Origin of the sequence: Variovorax sp. W1I1 (assembly GCF_030815625.1) — a bacterium.
GTDB classification, from domain to species: domain Bacteria; phylum Pseudomonadota; class Gammaproteobacteria; order Burkholderiales; family Burkholderiaceae_C; genus Variovorax; species Variovorax paradoxus_C.
Genome location: NZ_JAUSWZ010000001.1, coordinates 6,961,612 through 6,974,007, shown reverse-complemented (window position 1 = coordinate 6,974,007; position 12,396 = coordinate 6,961,612). Strand labels below are relative to the sequence as shown.

Sequence of the window (12,396 nt, the reverse complement as noted above, 5' to 3'; positions counted from 1 at the left end):
GAGGCCGGATCGCGTTTTTTGCAAGGGCGCCCACCCGAGCGAATGCCGGTTCGGTCTGCTGACCAGTACAGGCACTGCGGGGTGCCCGATGCTCGATAAGCAACCCGGATCGCTCCAGGGCATTCGCGATGCGACTTAACTATGCGGGCGGTCGCCGGCGATTGTCCGGATCCGCGTTGCGCTCGTCTCTCCAAATCCTGCGCGTGTACGACGAATCTTCAAGAACTTGCCATTGGGGGTCGGCCGCACGTTTTCGCTGAATTCCGCTGGCACACGCAAGAAACGAAACGACAGGGGCGACACCGCCTTGCAGAATCCGCCGCAAGGACCCATCGTCATGCAAAGAAACAACATCGTCGTTCTCGGTGCCGGCTCCATCGGCGCCTTCGTCGGCGGCAGCCTGATCGCCGCGCTGGCCGATGTGAGCCTCGTCGGCCGCGCCGCCATGCGCGGGCGCATCGAGTGCCATGGCCTCGTGATGTCCGGCGCGCGGGGCTGGGAAGCTCGCGTGCCCAGCGGCATGGTGCGTTTCTCCGAAACACCCGAAGCGCTGTGCGTTGCCGACCTGGTGATCGTTGCGGTCAAGAGCGCGGCGACGGCGGCCGCTGCGAAGCAGATCCTCGATCTCGTGCCCAGAGGCGCTCTGATTGTGAGCTTTCAGAATGGCATGGGCAACGTGTCCCAGTTGCGCAGCCGTCTTCCGCACCAGGCGGTACTCGGCGCCATGGTGCCGTTCAACGTCGTGCAACTCCCCGATGGCCGCCTTCACCGCGGGACGACGGGCGACATCGTGGTGGAGGACCATCCGCGCTGGCAGCCGTGGCTGCCCGTCTTCAGGTCCGCGCACCTTCCGCTCCGCCCTTGCGCGAATTTCCGTGAGGTCCAGTGGGGAAAATTGATCCTCAACCTGAACAACGCAGTCAATGCGTTGTCGGGCAAGCCGCTGCGCACGCAACTGATGGACCGGCGCTACCGGGACGTGCTTGCCGCGCTGGTCGACGAAGCACTTGATGCACTTGAAGTTGCAGGAATCCACCCCGCGCAACTCGGCGGCGTAGCACCCGATCGTCTGAGTGCGCTGTTGCGCCTGCCCGATGACGAATTCGCACAACAGGGTGCCATCATGGCGAGCATCGATGCCCGCGCTCGCTCGTCGATGTGGGAGGACCTGGAGGCAGGCCGCCTCACCGAGGTCGAAGAACTCAACGGGGCCGTCGTCCGGCTTGCTCGCAGCCAGGGGCGCACGGCGCCCGCGAACGAAAGGATCTGCGCCCTCGTGCATGCGGCCGAGCGCGGAGGAGAACGCCATATCGATGCGCGCAGCATGCTCGACCATCTCGCGCTCCCCTGCCCCTCGCTACACGCCTGAGTGCGCACATCTCCGTCGTCCTTTATCCGTACCGCACGCAATGACCAGCACTTCTTTGGACGCATGGCCTGCCCACGCGCCGCGCAGCCTGCCAATTCCCCAAACCCATCTGTTCCGCAACGTGGAGATCTCCGCGCTGCGCTACGGCGAGCGGCCCTTCGTCATCTTCTACGACTCGTTGCTGTCGTTTCAGCGCTTCAAGGAGGAGACCGAGCGCATGGCTGGGTATCTGCAAAGCGAGTGCGGCGTGCGCAAGGGCGACCGTGTGCTTCTCTACATGCAGAACAGTCCGCAGTTCATGCTGGCGTTCTATGCCATTCTGCGCGCCGATGCCGTCGTGGTGCCGATCAATCCGATGAACGTGACCGAAGAGCTCGCGCACCTGGCCAGGGACAGCGGCGCGAGAGTTGCCTTTGCGGCGCAGGATCTTTTCGAGCGCATCCGCCCGATGCTTGGCGACACTATCGACCGCGTAGTCGTTGCGACCTACAGCGACTACCTCGAGCAGATCACCGACCTGGAGATTCCCGAATTCGTGACTGCGCCTCGGGCGGCCCTGAACCATCCACAAGCGGTGTCGTGGGCAGTCGCGCTCGCCACGGGCTGCGAACCGGGGCCTCTTCGCGCCGGCCCTGACGATCTGGCCGTGCTGCCTTACACCTCAGGCACCACCGGCCAGCCCAAGGGATGCATGCACACGCATCGCACCACCATGGTGAATGCGGTCACGGCGTCTGCCTGGTTCAACACGACGGCCGCGAGCGTCACGCTTTCGGTGCTGCCCATGTTCCATGTCACCGGCATGCAGAGCGGCCTCAACGGCCCGCTGTATGTCGGGTCCACAGTGGTCGTCCTACCGCGCTGGGATCGCAAGGCGGCAGCCGAGAGCATCGCGCGCTACCGCGTGACCAGCCTTGGGCTGATCAGCACCATGGCCATCGACTTCATGGCGAACCCGAAGCTCGACACCTACGACTTCTCCAGCCTGCGCCATGTCGGCGGCGGCGGCGCCTCGATGCCCAGTGCCGTGGCGCAGGCGATGAGGAATCGGCTCGGCATTGGCTACGCAGAAGGCTACGGCCTGTCCGAGACCATGGGTGCCACGCACCTCTGCCCGCCGGGCGGCGACAGGCTGCAGTGCCTGGGCATACCGCTGTTCGATGTGGACGCACGCATCGTCGACCCCGACACCTGCGAGGCGGTGGCGCCTGGCGCCGTGGGAGAGATTCTGATTCACGCACCGCAATTGATGCTCGGGTACTGGAACAGCCCGGCGGCCGACGATGCCGCGTTCGTTCGTATCGGCAACAGGCGCTTCCTTCGGACGGGCGATCTGGCCACCAGGGACGCACAAGGCTTCTTCGTCTTCGCGGACCGGCTCAAACGCATGATCAACGCATCCGGCTTCAAGGTATGGCCGGCGGAGGTGGAGGGCAAGCTCTATCAGCATCCGGCCGTTCAGGAAGCATGCGTGATTGCTTCGGGGGATGCCCGCCGCGGCGAAACAGTCAAGGCGCTTGTCGTGCTGAGGCCCGGCTTCGCCGACCAAGTGACCGAAGGCGAACTGATCCAATGGAGCCGCGGGCAGATGGCGGTCTACAAGAGTCCGCGAGTGATCAGCTTCGTGGCGCAGTTGCCCAAGTCGGCAACCGGCAAGGTGAACTGGCGCGCGCTGCAGGATGCCGAAAAAGCAGGATCCAGCTAGATTGCTTTTACCGCGTGCTGCTGATGACCTTGCCAGCTTGCCGCTCGACAACCACGCTGCTGTTCCTGCAGTGCGGTGCATAGCAAGTGGTTTGTCGGGCGACGTCCGTGGCGACGGACACGCAACCCTTCGATGAACGCGAGGCTTGCACCTTCTGCTCAGTTTCCAATCCAGACCCACAATTCCGAGCCCTGCCCATGAACGCCAACTCCCAATCCGAAATCCAGAAGCTCGTCTCCGCCGAGGAGTGGCAACTGCGCGTCGACCTCGCCGCCTGCTACCGCCTGGTGGCGCTCTATGGCTGGAGCGACCTTGTGTTCACGCACATCAGCGCGCGCGTGCCCGGCCCCGAGCATCACTTCCTCATCAACCCCTACGGGCTGATGTTCGACGAGATCACCGCATCGAGCCTCGTGAAGGTCGACCAGCAGTGCAACAAGATCATCGAGTCGCCTTACCCGGTGAACCCGGCCGGCTTCGTGATCCACAGCGCGGTGCATGCCGCGCGCGAAGACATCCTGTGCGTGCTGCATACCCACACCAAGGCCGGCATCGCGGTGAGCGCACAGAAGAACGGCGTGCTGCCCATCAGCCAGCAATCGACCTTCGTCTTGACCTCGCTCGCGTATCACGACTACGAAGGCGTGGCCTTCCGCGACGACGAGAAGCCGCGCCTGCAGGCCGACATGGGCCATGCCAACTTCCTCATGCTGCGCAACCACGGCCTGCTCACTTGCGGCAAGACCATTGCCGATGCGTTTCTGTCGATGTACAACTTCGAGACCACCTGCCAGATCCAGATTGCGGCGCAATCGGGCGGCAGCGAACTCACGCACGTCGATCCGAAGATCATCGATGGCGTGGGCCAGGCGAGAAAGGTGCAAAGCGGGGGGCTTGGTGGCATGTTCGTGTGGCCCTCTCTGATCCGCAAACTGGACCAGCTAGACAACAGCTATCGTCAATAACCTGCCGAGACATTTCCACCACTGGGCGTTACCAACGCAGCGGCGAGCGCCGACCTATTCCGGATCGTCATCGGTACGAGGCTGCGATTCACGCGTGAGCGTCCTGGCGAGCAACCGCAGGACGTTCACCGACGCTTCAGCAGCCTTCGACAGGACAGCACCGCGACGGTAGGCGATTCCCAGGTCCATCGAGGGCACGGCGCTGGCCAGCACAGTCCTGCGGATTTTCCCGCCGTCGTGCGACCAGGGCCGGAACACCAGGTCCGACAGGATGGTCACGCCGATGTTCTGCGCCACGAGGCTGCGCACCGCTTCGATCGATTTGGTTCGGAAGACCACCTTCGGCTGGAGCTTGCTGGCGCTCCAGTAGCGACCCACGGTTTCCACGTGCTCGTCCATGTCCAGCAGCACGAAGGGCAGCTCGGCCACCGCGCGCAGTGAGACAAGCTTTTGCGACGCAAGCGGATGGTCGAACGATGTCCACAGGCGCCGCGGCGACTTCAGCAGATTCTCCCGACGGATGTCCGGTGCGCGCGAGAGGTTCGAGACCAGCACCACGGCGAGGTCGAACTCCTCGCTGCGCAGACCGCGCTCGATCTCCACGCGGTTGCGCTCCACCGGTTCGAGCTCGACCAACGGCAGTTGCGTGCGCATCGCGCCGATGATCCGTGGAAGCATGTATTCGGAGACGGTGTCCGTGATGGCGATCCGCACGCGCCCCTCCACCGAGGATTTCGAGTTGCGCGTCTCGTCCACAGCCGACGCGAGCGTGCGCAGGATGTGCTCGGCGTGCCGAAGGAACCCCTCGCCCTGCACGGTCAGCCGCAGCCCGTCCGAATGCCGCGTGAACAGCTGCACCTTCAACGTCGCCTCCAGGTTCTTGAGCGACGTGGTCAGCGACGGCTGGCTCACATAGCAGCGCTGGGCGGCGCGCGACACCTGTCGGGTCTCTGCGGCAGCCACGAAATGCTGCAACTGCTTGATGGTCACTGACATAGGCTGGCTCTATATCGCTCTATTGAAAATAGAGATTATGAATTCTTCGTGCAAATTCCTAACATCTGCCAGCACGCCATGTCGGGCGTGTGACGAGGACCCGACGGTTCCACCGCACAAGGACGAGACATGCCATCCACATCCACGCCAACGCCCGACCTCGAGTCCGGCCACCTTGCGCCTGCCGCGGGCAACGGCGCAGCCAACGCGGGGCTTCTGAGCCGCCTGGGCCTGCGCTTCACCGCGTGGGCGGAACGGTGGTTCCCCGACGCCTTCGTCTTCGCCGCGATTGCCGTGGTGGTGGTCGCCGGCGCGGCCCTGCTCAATGGCTCCAGCCCGCGTGAAGTGGCCAAGTCCTTCGGCGACGGTTTCTGGAGCCTGATCGTCTTCACGATGCAGATGGCATTGGTGGCGATCGGTGGCTACGTCGTCGCAACCTCGCCCCCGGCAGCGCGGCTCATCCGGCGACTTGCCGCTCTGCCGGTGTCGGGGCGCCAGGCCATCGCGTACGTCGCGGCGATCAGCATGATCCTGTCGCTCTTCAACTGGGGCATTTCGCTGATCTTCAGCGCGCTCTTCGTGCGCGCGCTGGCGGGCCGTCGCGAGCTGCGCATGGACTACCGCGCCGCCGGCGCCGCAGCCTACCTGGGCATGGGCGCGACCTGGGCACTCGGGCTCAGTTCTTCGGCGGCGCAGTTGCAGGCCAATGCCAGCAGCCTGCCCAAGAGCATCCTGGACATCACCGGTGTCATCCCGTTCAGCCAGACCATCTTGCTGTGGCAGTCGGCCGCCATGGCACTGGTGCTGATGGCCGTGTCGATCGCCATTGCGCTGTGGTCGGCGCCCAGCGCTCAGGACGCGGTCACGGCAGAGGAGCTCGGCGTGGACCTCTCGGAGCCGAAGCCGGCGGCTACAGGCGTCGCGGTCCGCCGTCCCGGTGAATGGTTCGAGCGCAGCCCCCTGCTCACGCTGCTGCTGTGCGCCCTGGGCTTCGGCTGGCTCGCGCAGGAGTTCATGGCCAAGAGTCCGCTGGTCGCGATCTCGGGGCTGAACACCTACAACCTGCTGTTCCTGATGATCGGGCTGCTGCTGCATTGGCGCCCGCGCAGCTTCCTGGACGCGGTGTCGCGCTCGGTGCCCACGACGGCCGGCGTCATCATCCAGTTTCCGCTCTACGGCGCAATCGCAGCGATGCTGACCGGCGCCAAGGGCGACGGCGGCATCACGCTGTCGGACCGCGTCGCGCACCTCTTCGTGAGCATCTCCAGCGTCGACAGCTTCGCGGTGGTGATGGGCGCGTATTCCGCCGTGCTGGGTTTTTTCATTCCCTCGGGCGGCGGCAAGTGGATCATCGAAGCCCCCTACGTGATGCAGGCCGCGAACGACCTGAAGGTGCACCTGGGCTGGGCCGTGCAGGTCTACAACGCGGCCGAGGCGCTGCCCAACCTGATCAACCCGTTCTGGATGCTGCCGCTGCTGGGCGTACTTTCATTGAGAGCACGCGACATCGTGGGGTTCACTTTCCTGCAGTTGCTGGTGCATGCGCCGCTGGTTCTTTTCATGCTCTGGTTCTTCGGCAGGACCCTCGCGTACATCCCACCGGTGATGCCCTGACGCGACACGCTGGCTCCAGATGCAAACGACATCCACGCCCATGACGGCGACGTCCACCACAACGGAAACCAAAGCCGGTTTTTGCACGCTCTGCCGCTCGCGTTGTGGCACCCTCAACGAGGTGCGCGGCGACGCGCTGGTGTCGGTCCGGCCCGACCCTTCGCACCCCACCGGCCAGGCGATGTGCATGAAGGGAAAGTCCGCGCCCGAGCTGGTGCACAGTCCGCATCGCCTGCGCTATCCCATGCGCCGCACGCGGCCCAAGACCGACGCAGACCCGGGGTGGGTGCGCATCGGATGGGACGAGGCGCTCGCGGAAACCGCGCAGCGGCTGGCCGCGATCAAGGCCGAGAGCGGTGCCGAGTCGGTGGTGTTCGCCGTGACTACGCCCAGCGGCACACCGCTCTCGGACAGCATCGACTGGATCGAGCGCTTCGTGCGCCTCTTCGGCAGCCCCAACATCTGCTATGCGACCGAAGTCTGCAACTGGCACAAAGACTTCGCACACGCCTTCACTTTCGGCTGCGGCATGCCCGCGGCCGACTATGCGCAGGCGGATCTCATCGTGCTGTGGGGCCACAACCCTGCCAACACCTGGCTCGCCCAGGCCGGTGCCATCGCGCGCGGTCGCGCGAGCGGCGCGAAGATGGTGGTCATCGACCCGCGCCCCACCGCGCTAGCCAGGCAGGCGGACGCGTGGTTGCCGGTCCGCCCCGGCACCGACGCGGCGCTGGCGCTCGGCCTCGTCCACCTGCTGATCGCCGATGCGACATTCGACGAGGGGTTCGTGCGCGAGTGGACGAATGCGCCGCTGCTGGTTCGCGGCGACAACGGGCAGTTCCTGATGGAGCGGGACCTTCGCCCCGATGCGGAGGCCAATCGCTTCATGGTGTGGAGCGACGCATGCGGCGGCGCGGTGCCTTACAACACCGAGCAAGCCGTCGACCCCCTGGACGCCAGGCACTTTCGCCTGCGCGGCGCCGTGGTGGTCGATGCGGCAGCCGATCGACTCTCATGCACGCCGGCCTTCGAGCTCCTGGTGCAGGGTTGCGCCCGCTACACGCCAGGCGAAGTCGAACGCATCACCGGCGTCAGCGAGGCCTCGTTGCGCGCCGTTGCCGAACTCTTCGGCAGCAGCCGTCGCGTGGCCTACCACGCGTGGACCGGGATCGGGCAGCACACCAACGCCACGCAATCCGAGCGCGCGGTCGCCACGCTGTACGCGCTGTGCGGAAGCTTCGATCGCATCGGCGCAAACCGGGTGCGCACGGGCCCGCGCGTGAACCAGGTCAATGCCCTCTCCCTCTTGCCTGACGCACAACGCGCCAAGGCGCTGGGCCTCGCGCAGCGCCCGATCGGGCCGCCTTCGCAGGGATGGGTGACGGCGCGCGACACCTACCGCGCGGTCCTCGAAGGCGAGCCGTACAAGGTGCGTGCCATGGTGGCCTTCGGCACGAACCTGCCCGTGTCGCAAGCCGATACCGGCCTCGCACAGCAAGCACTGTCGCAGCTGGAGTTTCATGTCCACTGCGACCTGTTCGAAACACCGGCGGCGCGTTATGCGGACATCCTGCTGCCGGTCAACACGCCGTGGGAGCGCGAAGGGCTTCGCGTCGGCTTCGAGATTGACGACCGTGCGGCGAGCTGGGTGCAGCTGCGACAGCGCATGGTGCCTCCCCAAGGCACAGCACGCTCGGACAACGACATCGTGTTCGAACTGGCCGTGCGGCTCGGCATGGGCAACGACTTCTTCGGAGGCAGCCTCGAGCGCGGGTGGAACCACATGCTCGAACCCCTGGGCCTGACCGTCGCTGCGCTTCGCGAGCGCCCCAAGGGCATCGCCTGCGCCATCGACGCAAGCGAACGGAAATTCGCGCAGGCCACGGCGTCGGGTGTGCGCGGATTCGACACGCCCACGCGCCGCGTCGAGCTCTATTCCGAGACGCTCCTGCGCCATGGCCAACCGCCCGTGGCCAGTTTCGTGGAGCCCGCCGACACGCCGCGCGAAGCGAACGCCACGCACCAGGGCCGCTTTCCGTACGTGTTGAGTTCCGCGAAGAACGGCTTCTACTGCCACAGCCAGCACCGCAGCGTGCCGTCGCTGCGCAAACGCGCGCCCGAGCCGGTGGCCGAACTGGGCACCGCCCTTGCGGCCGCCAAGGGCATCGCGGACGGTGATTGGATTCGCATCAACACACGCGTGGGGCATGCGCGATTCGTCGCTCGCATCACGCCGCAATTGGCGGACGACCTCATCGTGGCGGAGTTCGGTTGGTGGCAGGGCTGCAGCGAACTCGACAGGCCCGAGCTGCCGACCGAAGGCGCCTTGAGCAGCAACTTCAATGCTTTGATCTCCGCCGACCAATGCGACCCGGTGAGCGGGTCCGTGCCGCACCGCTCGTTCCTGTGCGACGTCGAGCGCGACCAGGCCACGGAAAGGCGTCAGCGCAAGTGGACCGGCCACCGTCTTTTCGAGATCAGCGCGCTACGGGGCGAAGCAGAGGGCGTGCTCGGCATTCACCTGCGGGCGGCAGACGGCGGCGAGCTTCCCGACTATCACCCCGGCCAGCATGTCGAGATGCAGTTGACGCTGCCGGACGGCACCCAGGTCACACGCGCCTATTCGCTCACCGGCAACGCAGAGGAGCCGGGCCGGCGCGGCTACAGCGTCGCCGTGCGCCACCAGCGCTCGAGCCCTGGCGGCGCGGCACCTGAAGGCCTCGTGTCGAGCCACCTGCACCGCGCCTTGAAGGTGGGCGATACGCTCGCGCTGCGCGCCCCGTCCGGGGGCTTCGTCTTGCCCCGGCGCTTGCAGCAGCCGCTGGTTTTCTTCGCCGGGGGCATCGGCATCACGCCGTTCGCGAGCTTGCTCGAATCTCTGCCCGATGGCGCGCAGGAACCGGCCATCTGGCTCTACTACGCCAACCTGAACAGCAGGACCCACGCGTTCAGGGCGCGCATCGCGCAGCACCGCGCGCGGCTGCCCCACCTGCGGGTGATCGACCACTACAACGCGCCACTACCCGAAGACCGCCCTGGCCTCGACTATCAATCGAACGCCTACATCGATGCCAGCGTGGTGGACGACGCACTGATTGCACAACGCGCGCGCTTCTTCATGTGCGGCCCGCCCGCCATGATGGAAACCTTGACTGCCGGATTGGTGGCCCGAGGCGTTCCGCGGTTCGACATCTTCAGCGAAGTCTTCCGGTCGCCGGTCGTGAATTCGATGGATGGCGACGAACGCTTTGCCGTCAGATTCGACAGGACCGGCGGAGCAGCCGCGACCTGGACGCCCAGTGAGGGCACGCTCCTGACGTTCGCCGAGTCGCGCGGCCTGCAATTGCCAAGCGGCTGCCGCGTGGGGCAATGCGAAAGCTGCGCGGTGCGCCTGCTCGCCGGAAAGGTGCGCCACCTTCATGGCACCGAGCCGGAAGACCCAGCCATCTGCCTGACCTGCCAGGCAGTGCCGCTCGAGGACATCGTGCTCGATGCGTGACCGATCCCCCTCCCCTGTTCCTCGTCCTCTTCCTCATTCTTCTTCGATCCCGCCCATGAAAATCATCGACGCCGAAAGCACACGCCGCGCACTGCCGTTCGACCGGCTGATTCCAGCGCTGCGCGACATGTTCGTCGCGGGCTGCGAAGTTCCGTTGCGGCACACGCACGCACTGAACCCCACGGCCGACGGCCCGCAACAGACGGTGCTCGTCATGCCGGCCTGGCAGCAGGACCGCTACTTCGGCATCAAGACCGTGACGATCTTCCCGGGCAACGCGGCGCGCGGCTTGCCGGGACTCTTTTCGACGTACATGCTCTACGACGCGCGCACGGGAGAGCCCCTGGCGCAAATCGACGGCAACGAGATCACGTCCCGGCGCACGGCGGCGGCGTCGGCGCTTGCCGCCTCGTACCTCGCACCTGCGGACGCGCGAAGCCTGCTCGTGGTCGGCTGCGGACGTGTCGGCAGCCTGTTGCCGGAGGCCTATCGCGCCGTGCGGCCCATCGATCGCATCGCGCTGTGGGACCGAGACGAAGCGGCAGCCACGGCACTGGCCGCGCGGCTTCGGGCGCAGGACATCGACGCCGTCGTGGCACTCGATCTGGCCGCGGCCGCGGCCAATGCCGACATCGTGAGCTGTGCGACGCTGGCCACGCAGCCCGTAGTGCGAGGCGCATGGCTGCGTGCGCAAGGCCACCTCGATCTGATCGGCAGCTTCACCCCGCACATGCGGGAAGCCGACGACGCCTGCTTCGCGGGTGCCCGGCTTTTCGTTGATACCCAGGAGGCGTTGTTGAAGAGCGGCGATCTGCTGGGGCCTATGTCGCGCGGTGTATTCGAAGCGCGGGACACGGCAGGCACGTTGGCCGACCTAGCTGCCGGAAAGGTGATGGCGCGATCCACAGGGTGTGGGCGGACCGTCTTCAAAGCGGTCGGCACAGCACTTGAAGATCTCGCCGCTGCGATTTTGGTGTTGGAGCACGACTCAATGAGAAACGCTCCTTCAGATTGCTGCCGAGAATTGGCCCAGCTAACGCAGTAATTTCCGTCTAAGACGGCCCAACGGAACCCCTTGTCCTGCAATTTTCAAAGCAGGGATCGTAGGATTAATAGAGGTGGCGACATGGTTCGCGATTGAGGCAACTAAATCGCGAAAACAGCGGGACAAGCTGCGGAAGATCCACACAGGCGTTGACGGGCTAGGCTCGCAAAGGCGAACTCGCGCATCCAAGGGGCCAGCAAGATCAGATATCCAAGCTTGCAGGACACGCCTTTTAAGACGAGAAGTGGAAGCAAGCAAGGAAACTTGGAATCGAATCACAAACCGTGGCTCGCAGCGGTAAGTCGTTGATTCTGCGAGACTGGCTGAGCAGCCAAAACCCCAATTAAAGCTGGGGCGGAATCGAAAAATCGTTCGCGACCTGCACCAGTACTTGCTTTCAGTCTCTGTTCCGGCTCTATGGGTACACCTTCAGGTACACCAGACCATCCAGACCGGCGCAACGCAAATTGGGTGCACTCAGCCGATCTTGGTTAGATTATCGCGCGACTCGATGACTAGGTGAACAAGCTTGCGGCCAACCGAAACTGCAGAACAACGCGAAATTCAACTCATCACACCTGATGCTCCGGTTATGCGCGTCGGTTATGGATGCTGGCCTGCTCAATACCTCGACCTTACCTCTGCGCAAGAGAGAATGGGACCTAAAACCACATACTCGCCCCAGCCGCGACCGCATGGCCCTCTGTGCTGTCATCCACTCGACGCTAGCGATGGCCACTGCGGTCGAGTCAGGTCCCGTCGTATACGAATTGCCAGTCCGAATAGTGTTGCGCAGGTGGTTGCTTCAAGATCACCCCTGCGGGAGTCATTGCTCGGATTGGTGCACGAGACGAAGTGCTCGCCACGCCCCAAATTCCACCTTGAGGGGAGAGAAGCGGAGTGAACATCTTGGCGGTCATCGGGTCCTGGTACAGCCGACGCAGGTAGCGACGCGTCACCAAGTGCCGCGAATCCTTCAGGAGATCTTCGAGTTGCAGCGGATACCGATGCTGTCCGTTAGGGGCACTCAGGTAGTAGTCCTTGATAGCCTCCCGATACAGGGAGCCTACATGCACCAACTCGTCCTCTCGCGCCCTTTGCGCGCTTGTCGAATAGACGTCCACCGCCTTGCCAACGCCCAAGGACAAAAGGAACACCGCCAGCAACATGAAGATGTATCCCACCCCTCGCTGGCGATACCGT

Annotated in this window: 8 protein-coding genes; 6 read left to right on the top strand and 2 right to left on the bottom strand. The window is 64.9% G+C overall.

The genetic code is table 11. The features are described from left to right. Nucleotides 1–337: 337 nt before the first annotated feature. From QFZ83_RS32315 to QFZ83_RS32305, 3 genes are all read left to right on the top strand, one after another. Entirely contained in the window at nt 338–1,369 is a 1,032-nt protein-coding gene (locus QFZ83_RS32315) for a 2-dehydropantoate 2-reductase (RefSeq protein ID WP_307512491.1), read from the top strand. A gap of 40 nt (nt 1,370–1,409) precedes the next feature. Beyond that, complete coding sequence (locus QFZ83_RS32310; protein WP_307512860.1) at nt 1,410–3,074, top strand: long-chain-fatty-acid--CoA ligase; 1,665 nt, start codon at nt 1,410–1,412, stop codon at nt 3,072–3,074. Between the two features lie 197 nt (nt 3,075–3,271). Next, nucleotides 3,272–4,039, top strand: a complete 768-nt coding sequence (locus tag QFZ83_RS32305; RefSeq protein ID WP_307512489.1) for a class II aldolase/adducin family protein — start codon at nt 3,272–3,274, stop codon at nt 4,037–4,039. 54 nt (nt 4,040–4,093) lie between these two features. On the opposite strand, the gene QFZ83_RS32300 is transcribed toward QFZ83_RS32305, so the two are convergent. Next, complete coding sequence (locus QFZ83_RS32300; RefSeq protein ID WP_307512487.1) at nt 4,094–5,029, bottom strand: LysR family transcriptional regulator; 936 nt, start codon at nt 5,027–5,029, stop codon at nt 4,094–4,096. Nucleotides 5,030–5,164: 135 nt separating this feature from the next. Between QFZ83_RS32300 and QFZ83_RS32295 the strand changes: the two genes are divergently transcribed. Genes QFZ83_RS32295 through QFZ83_RS32285 form a run of 3 tightly spaced genes read left to right on the top strand, consistent with a single transcriptional unit; the run spans nt 5,165 to nt 11,193 of the window. After that, nucleotides 5,165–6,649 (top strand): short-chain fatty acid transporter, encoded by a 1,485-nt coding sequence (locus QFZ83_RS32295; protein ID WP_373457520.1) that lies wholly within the window; start codon nt 5,165–5,167, stop codon nt 6,647–6,649. 40 nt (nt 6,650–6,689) lie between these two features. Beyond that, the gene (locus QFZ83_RS32290) at nt 6,690–10,148 is read left to right on the top strand and encodes a molybdopterin-dependent oxidoreductase (protein WP_307512485.1); all 3,459 of its coding nucleotides are present in this window, start codon (nt 6,690–6,692) and stop codon (nt 10,146–10,148) included. Between the two features lie 55 nt (nt 10,149–10,203). Further along, nucleotides 10,204–11,193 (top strand): ornithine cyclodeaminase family protein, encoded by a 990-nt coding sequence (locus tag QFZ83_RS32285; protein ID WP_307512483.1) that lies wholly within the window; start codon nt 10,204–10,206, stop codon nt 11,191–11,193. Nucleotides 11,194–11,942: 749 nt separating this feature from the next. On the opposite strand, the gene QFZ83_RS32280 is transcribed toward QFZ83_RS32285, so the two are convergent. Next, entirely contained in the window at nt 11,943–12,362 is a 420-nt protein-coding gene (locus QFZ83_RS32280; protein ID WP_307512481.1) for a type II secretion system protein, read from the bottom strand. Nucleotides 12,363–12,396 lie beyond the last annotated feature (34 nt).